Origin of the sequence: Corynebacterium mycetoides (genome assembly GCF_900103625.1) — a bacterium.
Classification (GTDB): Bacteria; Actinomycetota; Actinomycetes; order Mycobacteriales; family Mycobacteriaceae; genus Corynebacterium; species Corynebacterium mycetoides.
In genome coordinates this window covers 1,746,452-1,761,493 of the sequence record NZ_LT629700.1, presented here as the reverse complement: position 1 = coordinate 1,761,493, position 15,042 = coordinate 1,746,452, and the positions used below count along the sequence as shown (strand labels likewise).

The following is a 15,042-nucleotide window of genomic DNA, read 5'->3' as shown; positions in this document are numbered from 1 at the left end:
GGGGCGGAGACGGCGGGATTTGAACCCGCGGAGGTGTAACCCTCGCCGGTTTTCAAGACCGGTGCATTCGGCCGCTCTGCCACGTCTCCAGTGACGCGATTGTAACCCATGGCTCGGGCAGTCCCGGCAACGTGGGCCTACCATGGGTCGGCATGAAAGCTATCCAACTTACCGACCCCGGAAACCCCCGCTCCCTCGAACTGGTCGACGTGCCCACCCCCGAGCCCCGGGAGGACGAGGTGTTGGTCAAGATCGCGGCGGCTGGCGTGAACCGCGGCGACCTGATGCAGGCCCAGGGCATGTACCCACCACCGGAGGGCGAGTCCGAGATCATCGGCCTGGAGTGCGCGGGCACCATCGAGGGCACCGGCGAGGAAGTCGGCTGCCTGCTCGCCGGCGGCGGCTACGCCGAGTACGTCGCCGTGCCCAAGGGCCAGCTCATGACCCCGCCGGAGGGCTTCAGCCTGGTGGACACCGCCGGCGTGATCGAGGTGGCCAACACCGCGTGGGCCAACCTGGGCATGCTCGCCGGCGTGAAGGAGGGCGACCGCGTGCTCATCCACGGCGGCGCCGGCGGCGTCGGCTCCTTTGCCGTCCAACTGTGCAAGGCGCTGGGGTGCGAGGTGGCCACCACCGCGGGCAGCGTGGAGAAGCTGGACTACTGCCGCGAGCTGGGCGCTGACATCGCGATCAACTACCGCGAGCAGGATTTCGCCGAGGAGCTGGAGGGCTCCTGCGACATCATTCTCGACGTCATGGGAGGGTCCTACCTGGAGCGCAACGTCCGCAGCCTCGCCAACGACGGCCGCCTGGTGGTCATCGCCCTGCAGGGCGGGACCAAGGGCACCCTCAACTTGGGCAGGATGCTCACCCGCCGCCAGTCCGTGCACGCCACCACCCTGCGCGCCCGGCCCCGCCCGATGAAGGCCGCGGTGGTCGAGTCCACCTTCCGCAACGTCTGGCCCCTGCTCGAGAGCGGCCAGATCAAGGCCAACGTGTCGAAGACGTTCCCGCTTGCCGACGCCGCCGCCGCCCACGAGTACCTCGACTCCGGAGCGAACACCGGAAAGATCGTGCTCGAGGTGTAGCGCCAAGGCCCTTAGGCCAGAGACGCCACGGTGCGGATGAGCTGCTCGATATCCGCCGTGGTGTTGAACGGCGCGAGCGAGACCGTGACGGCCCCGCCGAGCTCGTCGACTCCCATCTCGTCCGTCAGCGTGCTCCGCGGGGTCAGCGTTGCCACGATCCCGTGCGAGAGCAGGCGCTGGTGCACCGTTTCGGCGGGCACCCCGCGCACGCCGAAGGACAAACGTGGAATGCGGTCGACGTCCGAATCCGCCTCGGCCGCCGCCTCGCCCGACACGCCCACGATGTGCACCGCGGGCAGAGCTCCCAGGGAGGTGTTTAGCTCGTCGCGCAGCCCGTTGAGGTAGCGCGCCACCTCCGTCATCGACGCGGCCAGCCGGGTTCTGCGCGAGGCGCGCCCGGCGGGCGCGTCGCTCAGCGACGCATAGTGGTCAACCGTGGACGCCACCGCGCCCGCGAGCCCGGGGGAGACCCCGAGACCCACCAGCGCCACGCCGGTCGCGGCTGGGTCCCCCACGGGCTCGAGACGCCCGAGCATCGCCTCGTCCCGGAACACCAGGGCGGAGATCTCCGGCCCGCCCAGCTCCCCCAGGTCCACGGCGACGATGTCGGCGCCCCACTCATCGAATGCGATGGGGCGGTACGGGGCGTAGGAGGAGGCGTCGACAAGCACCCATGCCCGCGAGGCGGCGCGGACCGTCTCCACGATTTCTTCCACGGGGGCCACCGTGCCCAGATGCGGGTGCGCGGCGGGCACCGACACCAGCCGCGTGGCGCCGTCGACTACATCCATGTACTGCCAACCCGGCAGCTCGCCGGTGGCCAGGTCCGCCGCCGCCCAGCGCACGCCGGCCTCGACGCGGCGCAGGGCGGCCGTGAGCTCGGGGCGGTCGACATTGTTGAGCACCACGTTGGAGGTGCGGCGCAGAAGCGGGTGCATCGCGGTGACCAGCGAGGCGTACAGGTAGGGCAGGCCCGGGCCGAGGACGACGCGCTCCGGGGTTGCGCCGACGAGATCGGCGACGGCCACGGCGGCGTCGTCAAGCAGGGCCCGGCCCTCGGGGCACCCCGAGGACGGCTTGGAATGGGTGCCGCCCGCCGGCTCCGGCCGCGACACGGCGGTGGCCATGCGGAACGAGCGCGACACCGCGGCCGACACCCGCTCGGGCACTTGGGGGCAATCGTGGGCGTTGAGGTAGATCCAGCCGTCAGACAGCGAGGTGTAGAGACCGCGCACACCCGCCACGTCGAAGGACACGAACTAACCTCCTGATTTCGAACACACCCCGATCAATGAGACCAATTATGCACGCGCCGCACCCCGGGCGCACACTCGCCCTCACGGCCCTGGGATAGGGTGTTTCGTGTGCAGGACAACCAGAAGATGCGGGACCGATTGCTTGCCGACGTCTCACGTATGACCACCGACACCCACGACGCGACCCCCGCGTCGCGGTCGAGAACATTCTCGATGGCGTTCGCGGATCTTGTCAGCGGGTGGCGGCAGCACGAGCTGTGGCTCCAGCTCGGCTGGCAGGACATCAAGCAGCGCTACCGCCGCAGCACGCTGGGCCCGCTGTGGATCACGATCGCCACCGGCGTCATGGCGCTCGCCCTCGGCCTTCTGTATTCCATGCTGTTCCAGATCTCCGTGCGCGAGTTCCTCCCCCACGTCACGGTCGGCTTCATCATCTGGGGCTTCATCGCCGGCTGCATCAAGGACGGCTCCCAGATCTTCATCGAGAACGAGGGCTTGATCAAGCAGCTTCCGTCCGCGCTGTCCGTGCACGTCTACCGGCTGGTGTGGCGCCAGCTGCTGTTTTTGGCCCACAACATGGTCATCTGGGTGATCCTGGTGGCCGTGTTCCGCATCCCGCTTACGTGGCACACGCTGCTGGCCATCCCCGCGCTCGCTCTGCTCGTGGTCAACGGGGTGTGGGTGACCATGCTGTTCGGCATCATCGCCACCCGGTTCCGCGACGTCGCCCCGCTCCTTGAGGCCCTGGTGCAGCTGCTCTTCTACGTCACCCCCATCGTGTGGACCACCCAGACGCTGCGGGAGCAGGGCGGCGAGGTGGCCCAGCGCGCCAGGATCGCCGAGATCAACCCGCTGTACCACTACCTCGAAATCGTCCGCGGGCCGCTCATCGGGGTTGACGTCCCGCTGTACCACTGGGGCATCGTCGGCGCGTTCACCGTCGCCGGGCTCCTGCTCGCCCTCGCCGTCATGCGCCAGTGGCGCTTCCGCGTCCCGTACTGGGTGTAAAGGAGTTTCACCGTGGTTGCCATCGACACCTACAACGCCTGCGTCGACTTCCCCATCTTCGACGCCAAATCCCGCTCCCTGAAAAAGGCCGTGGTTTCCTCCGCCGGAGGGGCCATCGGCAAAAACGACGCCAACACCGTCGTCGTGGAGGCGCTCAAAGACATCAACTTGCACCTGCGCGAAGGCGACCGCGTGGGGCTCGTCGGCCACAACGGAGCCGGCAAGTCCACCCTGCTGCGCCTGTTGTCCGGCATCTACGAGCCGACCAGGGGTGTCGCCGACGTGCGCGGCCGCGTCGCGCCCGTCTTCGACCTGGGCGTGGGCATGGACCCGGAGATTTCCGGGTACGAGAACATCATCATCCGGGGCCTGTTCCTGGGCCAGTCCCGCAAGCAGATGAAGGCGAAGATCGACGAGATCGCCGAATTCTCCGAGCTCGGCGACTACCTGAACATGCCGCTGCGCACCTACTCCACGGGCATGAGGGTGCGCCTGGCCCTGGGGGTGGTCACCTCGATCGAGCCCGAAATTTTGCTTCTCGACGAAGGCATCGGAGCCGTCGACGCCGCCTTCATGGCCAAGGCCCGGGTGAAGTTGGCCGAGATGGTCGCCCGCTCCGGCATCCTGGTCTTCGCCTCACATTCCAACGATTTCCTGGCGCAGCTGTGCACCACCGCCCTGTGGGTGGACAAGGGGGAAATCCGGCAGGCCGGGCTGGTGTCCGACGTTGTTGCGGCCTACGAGGGCCCGGAGGCCGGCGGGTATGTTGCCGATCTGGTCACACGGTTCCACGGGGAGGGGGCGGTGTAGCGGGTTGCACCGGGGCGCTGCCCCTTTCAGCGCTGCCCCTTCTGCCCCTTTCAGCGCCGCCCCTTCAGCGCCGCAGTGAAAAATGTTGCGGTCCGACCCCCACATTTTTCACTTTCCCCAGGTCGGATTTGACCGAGCTCAACATTTTTCACTGAGCAGGCGGCCGAGGCGCTGTGGAAGCTCTGGCAGAGTGCCCGCTGAAAACCGGAGAGGGGTCCATCCCTGGGTTGTTACTTCCAGGTTGATTAGGGAATCCTTCTGCCGCTGCTGAAAGTCCCAGTGGTGCTGGCCGTCATACATCAGCCCAATCTTCGGTTCGAGCAGCGCGAGGTCGAACACAGTGATCAGGCGCGACCCGAGAAAGACCGGATACTGCTCTCTGACACTGACATGGAACCGGTGGCTCAGCTCCTGCACCATCAGGCGCATCTCCGTTTCTTTGGGAGAGTCCGCCAGCGCGCTTGATAGCCGCACCACCTTGTCCAACCAGGGTTTTCTTATTCTGTAATGTCCCGCTTCACGCAGTGCTTCTGGGGTGATGCTGAAGTATCGGCGCACGCAGTCGACAAGTTGCACGGCGCGGAGTATGTCGGAGCCGCTGGTTTTCAGGGCCTGCACCGTGGCGACGGCAGGTGCGGCCACCCTAAACGGGTAGCCCTGCACCTTGACGGTCCACACCTCCTCCGGTTTGTGCGTTGAGCGCCTGATGGTGGGTGTGAGTGCACCGCCGTTGGAGTTGGCAGCTACCGGACAGCTCAGGGTGGTGTCGTGGCCCTCCACCAGATACGGAAGGCCATAGACCGCCAGAGCGCTAAAACCGGTGAGGACAGCGCGGGGCCGTTCCACAGCATGGGCGAGGGCACGCGCCGCAGCAGGTGCTGGGTAGCGCAGCGCCCGCGGGTGGTGGCGAGCTTGCACCTCCACAGCCCATTCAGGTTGAAGGCACGAGATAGGAAGGTAGCGCCGCTGAGTCAGGCGCACGCGATCAGGCGCGGGGTCGCGTGAGATGGGCCAGGAGCAGGAAATAGTCATGAAATTGAATAGATGCATACTTTCTTAGAGTCGAAACAGGCCACCAAGGTTCCCTCGGGCACAATAGAATGCATGACTTTGAACCCGCACGGCACCACCGCCGCCGTGATTGTCACCCACAAGCGCGTCGACCTGCTGCGGCATTCGCTGCAGATGGTGGCCACACAGGCTCACCCGGTGGACTGGGTCATCGTGGTGGACAACGGGGCAGAAGAAGAAGTAAAACGGCTGGTCAACGAGATCGCCGGCGACCGGGCCGTCTACCTCGCGTCGAAAACCAACCTGGGCGGCGCCGGCGGGTTCGCCTACGGGTTCTTGCACGCCTTGGCCCTCGGCGCCGACGCGGTGTGGTGCGCCGACGACGACGGCCGCCCGGCGGATGAAGCAACGCTGGAGGAGCTCTACCGCGTGGCGCAGCAACACCGGCTCGACGAGGTCAGCCCGGTCGTCGCCAACATGGATAACCCCGAGAGGCTCGCCTTCCCGCTCCGCCAGGGCCTGACGTGGAAGCGGGAGGTCGCCGAGCTGGAGGGCGATTTCCTGCCCCAGTACGCCTCCCTGTTCAACGGGGCGCTCATCAGCGCGCTAGCGATGGAGCGCATCGGCGTGCCGGACTACCGGCTGTTCATCCGCGGTGACGAGGTGGAGTACCACCGTCGATTAGCTCAATCGGGCCTGAAGTACGGCACCGCGCTGACGGCGTTCTACCTGCACCCCGACGGATCGGGCGAATTCCACCCGATCATGGGCGGCCGCGCGCACGCGCAGTGGCCGGACAACGAGACGAAGCGCTACTTCACGTACCGCAACCGCGGCTACATCATCAACCAGCGCGGGATGCGGGCGATGAAGCTGCAAGAGGTTGTGCGTTTCGGGTGGTTCTTCCTCATCCAGCGCAAGAAGCCGCGGGAGTTCGCGAGCTGGCTCAGGCTATTGCGGATGGGGGCACGGGAGGATTTTCGTCGCCCTTAACCGTGTAGGTGCGCGGCTCGGAGGAGGAGACTATCTTCGTTTCCTCGCTGAAAATCACCCGGCGCTGCAGCACGAAGTTGGTCACGGTGGCCACGCCCTGGGCGATGATGAAGGAGGTGAGGTCCTTCCACGGGTTCTCAAACCCCAGGGCAATAAGCGGGCCTTCGGTGATGTTGTACAGCAGCACCTGCACGGCGAACGTGGACGCGTAGAGCAGGAACACCGCCCCGGCCTTCTTCACGTTCACTTCGGCCTGGAAGGCAAAGCGCGAGTTCAGCACGTAGGCAATCAGCGTGCCGAAGCACCACCCGATCACCTTTGACATGTCGCGCGACAAGCCAGTGAACTCAGTCAATGACAGAGTGATTCCGAAGTCGATCACCGCGCAGCCAACACCGATGATGATGAAGGGCACGAGCTGCTTCTTCACGGAGTTGACGTAGCTTGACCGGTTTTCTTGCGGGGACACGGGCGACCATCCTACCCGCGAAGCAGCTCACGATAGACATCCAAACGCGCAACCGGCGAAGCGCCTTCCACCTCGGACAGACGCGCGAGCGACTCGGCGCACATCCCCCGCACCTCGCGCGCGCTCACGGCACCGTGTCCCAGGGCCTCGAACGTGCTGGTGATGACGCTGTCGGTGGTGTCACCGTCGGCAAGGCAAGCGAGCGCGAGCACCACCGACCAGAACGCGTCTTGGCCTGGCCGGGTGCGCTCGCGGGGCAGCTGCGCCAGCACCTCAAGCTGCTGTGGGGACACGTCCGTCGGCCGGGCCAGGTCGATCGCCTTCAGCAGCAGGACGAAGTCGAAGATGTTGGAGCGCCCGATAACGTCGCGCACTTCCGGGCGGGTCAGCCGCATGACGTCGCTTACGGCGTCGTCGCCAATGAGCGCGCGGTTGATGTCGCCGAGGTTGAGCGGCGCGGTGCCGAAGTCGCCGGATCCGGCGACGCAGACGGCCCGCGGGGTGGACTCGTCGCGCGGGTAGACCTCGGCGAGCTCAATGTCGAAGCGCCACAGGCCCCAGTTGTAGTAGATGGTGGTGCGCCCTGCGGGGAAGGCGTCTCGAAGGGTCGATTCCGGGGTAATAAGGGTCTCCGCGCGCGGTTCACCGGCCTCCCGGGAGAACCCGGCCGGGGCGGTGACGCCGGCGGGGAGGTGGAAGGCGATGCGGATGACGCCCGCCAGATCCGGCAGCGAGATGGCTTCGTCGACGCCGATGTAGCGGTACGCCTCCTCGTCACCTTTCATGGCGGACACGCGCAGCATGAGCGTGGATCGCCTGCCGTTAGACGGGCGTACCAGGGCGAGGTCGATCACCGTGGCCCGGTGTTCGATTCCCGCCGTGGTGGACATGGCGCCCAATATAGTTACGCCGACACCTGTTTCGCTGCGACGTACGCGAGCCCAGCTCCCAGTCCCATCGCGCAATATGGCTTATCGACGCCTCTCCCACGCAGCCACCCAGCGAACGCGCGATTGCCGGCAGCGGCGATTCCCACGAGCGCCGACGCCGCCGCACCGATGGCCACCCAGGTTGCGACCGGGCCGGAGGCAACGCCCGGCGCGGTCTCGATCGCCGCGGTGAGATCGTTGCGCGGGTCCTCATCAGTGGCGTTGAGTACCCCGACTGCCGCGACATTCAGCGCCGCCAAACCTGCCCACGCCGCGAACCGCGGTCCGCGACGGGTGATGAGGTCGGGCACGGCGATCATCGCCGCGATGAACCCGCCCTGGGCGAGCTGGCCCGCGAGGGTGTCGTCCAGGGCGTTGTAGTCGATAGCGTCCGTCATGGGTTGAATCGTACGTGGCCTAGGCCACTCGGCGCCGACCGTGTGCCGCGAAGGCTGCGCCGAGGGCGCTGATGGTCAGCCCCGCCACGAGCCATGGTGCGACTCCGATTCCGCCGGTGTCGGGCATCTCGCCGACTCTGACGTTGGCCACCTTCATGGTCACCTGGTTATTGGCAGCCTCGAATCCCACGACGGGGAAGGTGAGGATTTGGTTGCTGGCGCTGACGCGCGTGCCGGTTTGATCGGTGGGTCCGTTGAGCATGTACAGCGCGAGCTGGCCATTCTCCCGGGCCACCCGGAAGTACACCGGCTGCGGCAGCAGGGAGTACCCGCCGGTGGCGGCGCGAGTTTCCGTCAGCCGGTACCGGCCCGGTTCCAGCTTGTCCCACGCGAAGACGCCGCCGCTGGCCTGAGCAGTCGGCGGGACGATCGCGTCGTCCGCGGCCGTCACCCCGAGCCTGGCCAGCTGGAAGGCGGCACCGTCGAGGCCAACATCCCGATTCTCCGCGTCCACCTTATGCAGGCGCAGATCAAAGTCCGTCGGGGCGAGTCGGTAGTAGACAACGCAGTGGATACCGCCGGTTACCGGGACGTTGGTGAGCTGGAAGTCGTTGGTCGGCGTGTTTGGATCGCGTGGATCAACATCCGTGACGCTCACGGGTGTGCCCGCGGAGTCAGTGCACTGCGCGTTATATCCGCCCGCGGCATCCATCCGCAACCAGTCTGCGGGAACCCCGGATGAAGGCTCGCGCACCGTGATGGATTTGTATCCGGTGGTTCCGTTGAGGTTGAACTTGGCCAAGAGGTTATCCGAGCCCGCGGTAGCAACCGGCTTCCCCGACTGGGTGGTCGTTGCCCCGGTCATAGGAACCAGGGTGCCGTCGAAGCTCCACGACGCCGACTCCTGCAGGGTGGCCCGGGTGTTAGACGGGGTGGCAACGGCATTCGGGTCCTTGCCCTCGTAGAGGCGACGCTCCACGGTGACGGAGCACTCATTGAGAGTGTTCAACAGTGCTTGCTGGAAGACCTCGGCGTCCGTAAAGGTAATGAAGTCCGTCGCGCGCAGGCTCCGAGAATCACTCCCGCCCTTCGAACCACCGGACAGCGCCTGCAGGTTCGGGTCAGACACGCTGAGCTGGGAATTAGCGTCGGGCGCAAAGAAACCTGTCCATTCCGACGGGATACCCACCGGGATTACGCGGGTGCCCTGTGACTTCAGGGTGTTTGCCACGCCCATAGCCGCCTCTACGTGGCGGAACTCCCCCATCCTTCCGTTATCGGGCTGCGTCCGGGTATCCAGGAATGTGGGGTTGCCGTCGGTGATCATGAACACAACGTCGTAGACGTCCCCCCTACTGCCCTGAGAGAGTTGCGTCTCGTTGTGGTCGACGAATTTTCGGAGACCGGCTTCCCAGTTCGTTCCCCCGGAGTAGTTGAGGACGTTGACCCAGTTCGTCGCGGTCCCAAACTGCGTAGCGTTATTGAGGCTGAGCGGTGTGAGCTGATTCGACTGACTGGATGATCCCGGAGAAGAGTTACCGAAGCTCACCAAACCAACACGCGTGCCTGTCGACTTCAAGCTCGGGAGGACTCCCGCAATATTTCTCCCAGTCAACCAACCGCCTATTCGCCCGCCGTTGAGGATGGCTTTGATCGTGCTCATGCCGCTTGTTCCCACACTGTTCGACGTATCGACGATGAAGCCGACGTTGAGCCCGCAGCGATTGCTCAGCGGGGGGTTCGAGCGAACCTGCTGGAAGACACCGAGCGCGCTTCGATCTTGCCGCATGCCATAGTAAAGGTAGTTTCCCCAGTCGGTTCGATAGAAGTCCGCAGAGGGTGCCTCGTTCATGAACGAGGTCGGGATTACCGAGCCGCTCGTCTCCCAATCGGATCCCCACCGACCGAGAATGTAGGTGGGGTCCCGCCGGTACCTAACACCCGAGTACAGCGTCTGGCCGCCGGCATCCCGCATGTACGGAGTTGCGTACGCGTAGCGCAGGTCAACGCCAGCGGGGGCGTCGCCACCACCGCCGCCGGTCCTGATGACACTCTGCACCTCGAAACCCGGAGACGCTTTTGTCATGGCCACCCAGTAGTATTTCTCGGTTCCGGGCGCAAAGATGGAAACGGGAATGTCAAAGACGCACTCGCCATTGATGTCGGATGTACAGGTCGCCCAGGGCTGATTAATGGCAACAGGAGTCACATTGGCAGTGAGTTGATTGTTCGCGTCTTCGTTTCCAAAAGAGTTGTCGTTCAGCGGGCGGTATAGCTGCAGGACTGCCCCTGGCTCGCCTTTGTACTTGTAGACGTTGCTGACGCGGCCCGTGACATTTGTCGCGGAATTGGTGGTCGTGGTCAAACGATCGCCGCCGACCTGCACCACGAGACGGGCGCGGTCAGCAGGCACCTGACCATAATTCGGTGCCTGCATCGGTGATGCCTCGAGAGCTGTCACCTCAGCGTTGAGGGCGGTGGCGGTGGCTGCACCGGTGTAGAGAGACCAGGCCGCCGGATCTTCTTCCACGCTCGCCAAGTGCACCTCAGTGCTGAATGTAGTAGCGCCTTCCAGCTCCAAAGACTGGGTGTCAAAGGTAATGAGGTCGCCTGTGACATCTTCCGGAAGCGCGGCCTCGCTGTCGGGCGCGGGGTAGGCAAACACATCTACGGAAGTCTCCGGAACCGGGACTCCGTCGATGGCAGGATCGGAGACGTCGACAAGCGGCACGGCGGATTCTTCGCGGACGAAGGAGACCTCGGGGTCGGCGAGAACTTGGCCGTCGGGGGTCTGCGGGAAGATCACATCGGCTTCGAGCTGGTAGACCTGCGTGCCGTCGGGGGCGGGTCCGGTGTATTCGAAGGAGACGTCGCCCACCACCTGCGGCTCCGCAAGCATGGTGTCCATCGTGGTGAGAGGGTTGGGCTGCTCTGTTGGAGGTTCCGTCGGAGGTGCCGTCGAAGGCTCAGGCACGACGCCGTCCACGGCCTCGACGGAGCCGTCGGAAGTGACGGCGGTCCACGGCGAATCGGTCACAACGAGTCCACCGGTGGAGTCCGGGGAGGGCTCCTGCGCGGGGGCAGGTGCGGTAGAGAGGACGCCGATGGCGGCTGCGCACATGGCGGCTGCTTTGGTCACCGAGTGTCGGATCCTGCGGCGTTTCATTGGAATCGCTTTCTTGGTGTCGTGTTCTGTCGTGGCTCTACGCATGGTCGTCGCGCTCCCTGCTCATCCAGAAGCCGATCGCGATTAGGAGGAACCCAGCGGCTGTGAGCCACAGGACGTTGGCGCCGGTCGAAGCCAGCAGCCGGCCCGGCGCGCCTTCCGGGGAGTGCTGCACAACCGTGGAGGGTGCGGCCGAGGTTGTGGACGGCGTGCCCGGGGTGTCGGGTGTCTCTGGGGTGTCGGATGTGTCGGGCGTCCCCGCCGTTCCAGACGGACCCGGCGTCCTGGGCGCTCCCGTCGTAACCGGAGCGGACGCCTTGACCACGATGACGTTTTCGTAGGTGAAGGAGTCTCCGGTGGCGGACACGAACGGCAGGACCATCCAGCGGGGGGTGGTCACGCGGTAGTTGTGCTCGGCGTCGGGCACGGTTTCCTCGAGGCGGTACAGGCCGGGTGCCAGGCCCTCGAACGTGGCCTCGCCCGTGCCGTCTGTCAGGCGGGAGGCCACCTCGGTGACCTCCAGGGCGTTGAACTCTTCCTCGGTCCGGGACCGAGCGGCGTCGGCACGCCCCGTTGGGGTAGTCACGTCGACTCCGTTGGCCCGGAACAGGGTGAACCGCAGACCTTCGATGCCGCCGTACGGCAACGCCCCCTCGGGCACCTCGTCGTAGGGGTTGACCGGCAGTTCCCGCACGACGAGGTCGATACCGCGTGAGGTGTCCACGCCGCCGGCAGGTACCGCCCGGTCGTTGCCCGTGATTACGCGCGTCTGCGCCTGGGCGGACTCAGCCGTGAGAGGAAGAGCGCCTAGGAGCGTTGCCGCACTTATCGCCGCAATAAGCCTTTTCACGCCTGCTCCCTCGCCCGCTTGTTCTGGATGTAGATCCACCTGGCCATTGCCGCCAAGGACACGGCGACCACCGCGAGAACAGGCCACATCCACCACTGCATGTGCAGAGACGACTCGTCAAACACCCCCGCCTCGGACGGGTCCATCGGCACCCTGTGGGCGTGAATCAGCAGGCGGTGGGTGTTGATGCCGTAGGGCGTGCACGTGATCAGCGTCAGCAGGTCTTGCCGGGCGACGGATTTCAGGCTGTCCGTCTCATCGGGTAGCACGACCTCAATGTCATGGACCTCGTACTTGAGCCGCTCGCCGAAGGTGGACACATAAATGGCGTCGCCGACCTCGACGTCAACGAGGTTGTCCCACAGCGTCGCGTTAATCAGCCCGGTGTGACCGGTCAGCACGGTGTGGTTGTTCACGCCGCCGACCGGCAGCGCAGACCCGTAGAGGTGACCGACGCCTTTTTGCAGCGTCTCCGCGGAGGTGCCGTGGTAGACGGGAAGGCTCGAGTTGATGGACGGGATGGCCACGTGTGACATAGCGGTCAGGCCCGACAGCTCGTCGAGGTAGGACTGGTACTCCGGGTTGTCCTCGGAGATGCGGGCCAGCCACGGGTCGAAGATCGGACCGTCTGTATGCGCCTCGTTGAAGCGCCTCGCCGATTCCACGGCCGCGGATGCAGCGGCCGGGTCGTTGGTGGCGAGTTCCTGGGCGTCGGCCTGGTACTCGGACACCGCCTTTTGCTGCAGCCAGTTGTTCCACTGGGTGGCCACAACGGGGTAGAGGAGAACGGCCATGCCCAGCAGCATGATCAGCGCCGGAATGATGACGCGCCGCATCGGGCCACTGGGGGCGCGGTGTGCTCCAGCGGATGGCGGGGCGGCTATGGACATGTTCTCTCCTCAAAAATACGGGTGGGGATACTTTGTTTTTCGACGCCTCCCCACGTGGGTGCGCCTACTGGCTCGGAGCCTGGGAAATGCTCTTAAGCGGCGTTACGGCGTGCCGCGTATGCGCCTCCGCCGACGATCAGGATGCCGGCGAGGATGAGCAGCGCGACGCCCATGCCACCGGTGTTCGGCAGGGTCAGCGGCGGCTGGACCCGGTTCTTCACTGTGATCTGCTGGCTGATCAGCGTGTAATCTCCTGCGGTGGTCGGGGCGGTAGCTTGCGCCTGGGTGAGGGTGAACGCGTGGGGTGTCTCATCCAGCAGGTAGCCAGCCGGTGCCTGGGTCTCAATGAGGCAGTAGGTGTCGGCGATGGCCGCGGTGTCGTTCTGAAGGTCAGTGACGTGCAGGGCGTTGATCACGCCGGTGCCGTCGACAACCTTGAAGTCCTTGACCACGGACTGTGCGCCGGTCAGGTCGTTGCACACGCCGTCGCCCTGGTCCGCGACCTTGTACAGGTCGAACACGGCGCTGCCCTTGACCGGTTCGGTGGCCTCGTCGACCTTGTTGACCAGTATCTGGCCGAAGTAGGAGGTGACAGAGTCCTGCGGGGTGGTGAAGGTGGTGGCCTCGCCCGGCTGGCCGGTGACCTCGGTGGTGCCGGTGGTGTAGGAGTTGTTGGTCACGGCGCCGTCCTTCAGCCCGTTCTCGCCGACCTGGGCAACGTCACCGGTCAGGGTGACGGTAATTGTCTGGCCCCCCGTCAATTCTTTGAGGCCTTCCGGGGTCAAAGTGATGGTCAGGGAGGCGTTAGCGTCCCCCGGGCCTGTAACCGTGCCCGTGGTCACGGTGTAGTCCACGCCCTCAATAAGGACAGTGTCCCCGATCTTGACGGAGTCAACCTTCGGGTTGGTCAGCTCGGCGTTGTTGAAGGTATCGACGATGTTGAACGAGGTCAGCGTGCGGTCCTGCGGCAGCACGGGGACCGTGGCGTCGATCGTGTAGGTCACCTTGCCGTCCTCGCCGTCCATCACGGGGTGGGTGTTCGCGTCGTCGACACGCTCGTCGGTGGTCAGCTTGGTGTTCTTCGGGTAGACGTGAACGTCGCGGTTCCAGGTGTCGCCGTCCGGAGTGGTCATCGGCATGTAGGCGATGAACGGCGCGGCGGGCACGAGGCCTGCGTTGAGCTGCGCGTCGGTCGGTGTCTCGCGGATGAGGTAGGCGCCGAGCGGGAGGTCGAAGACCGCCTGGCCGGTATCGCCCGTCGTCTGGATGTAGGTCTCGCTGGTCAGCAGCGATGCGGCCTGTGCCGGGGTGAGCGTGGCGGCCTTCTCGAACTCCTCCGGTTTCTTCAGGTCCAAGTTGATGCGGGTCGCGGTGAAGATTGCGCCCGGCATGGGATCGCCGGCCTGGGGGAGGTCGGTTGCCTTCTGGCCCTGGGTGGAGTCGGTGATTTTATCCGGGTTGAGGAACTTGTGAACGGTCAGGGTGCCGCCGTCAGTGCCGATGGTCTGCTGGGTCTGCGCGAACGCCGGGGCAGAGATGAGAGCGGTGGTGCTTACGGCACCTGAGAATGCGAGGCCAGTTGCGAGGGCAACTGCGACCGTGCGGTTAATGGCTCGTGCCATGGTAGTCCTTTCGAAAATGGAGGGGGAGTGTATCTACGTGGCCATCACCGGGTGGTTTGCCAGCGGAACTTCAGCAACGCTAGACCATTAGAAATCCCTGGCCAAAAGCGAAAAACTACTTAGTAATGGCTATTTAAATTAACCTAAATATCACTCATTGTTAATAGTTGATGCGTCACGCATCTGCGCCGGTAGGACGGGGAAGGACCATTTGCATACAATTCACGCATACGCATGTTCCACATACAGCCCTTACCCCCGTCGTGTACCCCTCCCCCAGACCCGTCCGGCTACTGTGGAACTCCATGAGGAAGCACTACAAGGGCGACGACCCGGACACCATCCACGAGGCCGCGCAGCGAGTGGAGGCGCCGCTATCGGATTTCATGGTGCGCCTCTTCGCCGAGGAGCTGCCCTTCTTGGACAGCGCCTCACGCACCCGCGTCTACGACATCCTGCGAGAACACAAGGCGGCGGGCAAACCCGTGATTACCTCGCAAGAGGAGCTGCCCGCAGAGATTCGTGACCTCATGGACCTCTAGGGGGCGACTA

The 15,042-nt window shown here is 65.1% G+C and carries 14 protein-coding genes and 1 tRNA gene; 5 read left to right on the top strand and 10 right to left on the bottom strand.

The genetic code is table 11. The features are described 5' to 3' along the window. Nucleotides 1–4: 4 nt before the first annotated feature. A tRNA-Ser gene (locus BLS40_RS08420) sits at nt 5–89 on the bottom strand. A gap of 63 nt (nt 90–152) precedes the next feature. On the opposite strand from BLS40_RS08420, the gene BLS40_RS08415 reads away from it, so the two are divergent. After that, a complete protein-coding gene (locus tag BLS40_RS08415; RefSeq protein ID WP_092151236.1) occupies nt 153–1,088 on the top strand; it encodes an NAD(P)H-quinone oxidoreductase in 936 nt (311 codons plus the stop codon). Nucleotides 1,089–1,099: 11 nt separating this feature from the next. Here the strand turns inward: BLS40_RS08415 and BLS40_RS08410 are convergent, their stop codons facing one another. Then, the gene (locus BLS40_RS08410; RefSeq protein WP_092151233.1) at nt 1,100–2,344 is read right to left on the bottom strand and encodes an aminotransferase class V-fold PLP-dependent enzyme; all 1,245 of its coding nucleotides are present in this window, start codon (nt 2,342–2,344) and stop codon (nt 1,100–1,102) included. 126 nt (nt 2,345–2,470) lie between these two features. Between BLS40_RS08410 and wzm the strand changes: the two genes are divergently transcribed. After that, the gene (wzm, locus tag BLS40_RS08405) at nt 2,471–3,352 is read left to right on the top strand and encodes a galactan export ABC transporter permease subunit Wzm/RfbD (protein ID WP_092152240.1); all 882 of its coding nucleotides are present in this window, start codon (nt 2,471–2,473) and stop codon (nt 3,350–3,352) included. 12 nt (nt 3,353–3,364) lie between these two features. Beyond that, nucleotides 3,365–4,162 (top strand): galactan export ABC transporter ATP-binding subunit Wzt/RfbE, encoded by a 798-nt coding sequence (gene wzt, locus BLS40_RS08400; protein WP_092151231.1) that lies wholly within the window; start codon nt 3,365–3,367, stop codon nt 4,160–4,162. 138 nt (nt 4,163–4,300) lie between these two features. Here the strand turns inward: wzt and BLS40_RS08395 are convergent, their stop codons facing one another. Beyond that, nucleotides 4,301–5,086 (bottom strand): hypothetical protein, encoded by a 786-nt coding sequence (locus tag BLS40_RS08395; RefSeq protein WP_157672467.1) that lies wholly within the window; start codon nt 5,084–5,086, stop codon nt 4,301–4,303. Nucleotides 5,087–5,266: 180 nt separating this feature from the next. Here BLS40_RS08395 and glfT1 point away from each other — a divergent pair, with 180 nt between their 5' ends. Continuing rightward, entirely contained in the window at nt 5,267–6,166 is a 900-nt protein-coding gene (gene glfT1 / locus BLS40_RS08385) for a galactofuranosyltransferase GlfT1 (RefSeq protein WP_172808017.1), read from the top strand. Here glfT1 and BLS40_RS08380 read toward each other — a convergent pair. The 7 genes from BLS40_RS08380 to BLS40_RS08350 form a co-directional block, all read right to left on the bottom strand. Further along, nucleotides 6,120–6,635 (bottom strand): GtrA family protein, encoded by a 516-nt coding sequence (locus BLS40_RS08380; protein WP_331710847.1) that lies wholly within the window; start codon nt 6,633–6,635, stop codon nt 6,120–6,122. The two genes, glfT1 and BLS40_RS08380, sit on opposite strands and share 47 nt — an antisense overlap. 11 nt (nt 6,636–6,646) lie before the next feature. Then, nucleotides 6,647–7,525 carry a hypothetical protein gene (locus BLS40_RS08375; protein WP_092151223.1) on the bottom strand — a complete coding sequence of 293 codons (879 nt, stop codon included), beginning with the start codon at nt 7,523–7,525 and terminating at the stop codon, nt 6,647–6,649. Nucleotides 7,526–7,539: 14 nt separating this feature from the next. Further along, nucleotides 7,540–7,962 carry a hypothetical protein gene (locus tag BLS40_RS08370; RefSeq protein ID WP_092151220.1) on the bottom strand — a complete coding sequence of 141 codons (423 nt, stop codon included), beginning with the start codon at nt 7,960–7,962 and terminating at the stop codon, nt 7,540–7,542. Nucleotides 7,963–7,981: 19 nt separating this feature from the next. Continuing rightward, nucleotides 7,982–11,128 (bottom strand): VWA domain-containing protein, encoded by a 3,147-nt coding sequence (locus tag BLS40_RS08365; protein ID WP_172808016.1) that lies wholly within the window; start codon nt 11,126–11,128, stop codon nt 7,982–7,984. A 37-nt stretch (nt 11,129–11,165) separates the two neighbouring features. Continuing rightward, on the bottom strand, nt 11,166–11,978 hold the full coding sequence (locus tag BLS40_RS08360) for a SpaA isopeptide-forming pilin-related protein (protein ID WP_157672465.1): 813 nt from the start codon (nt 11,976–11,978) through the stop codon (nt 11,166–11,168). Continuing rightward, nucleotides 11,975–12,868: a class C sortase gene (locus tag BLS40_RS08355; protein WP_092151212.1), complete on the bottom strand. Its 894-nt coding sequence runs from the start codon at nt 12,866–12,868 to the stop codon at nt 11,975–11,977. The genes BLS40_RS08360 and BLS40_RS08355 overlap by 4 nt, the downstream gene beginning before the upstream one ends. A gap of 92 nt (nt 12,869–12,960) precedes the next feature. Continuing rightward, nucleotides 12,961–14,490, bottom strand: a complete 1,530-nt coding sequence (locus tag BLS40_RS08350) for a SpaH/EbpB family LPXTG-anchored major pilin (protein ID WP_092151210.1) — start codon at nt 14,488–14,490, stop codon at nt 12,961–12,963. A gap of 305 nt (nt 14,491–14,795) precedes the next feature. Here BLS40_RS08350 and BLS40_RS08345 point away from each other — a divergent pair, with 305 nt between their 5' ends. Further along, the gene (locus BLS40_RS08345) at nt 14,796–15,032 is read left to right on the top strand and encodes a hypothetical protein (RefSeq protein WP_092151198.1); all 237 of its coding nucleotides are present in this window, start codon (nt 14,796–14,798) and stop codon (nt 15,030–15,032) included. Nucleotides 15,033–15,042: the final 10 nt, after the last annotated feature.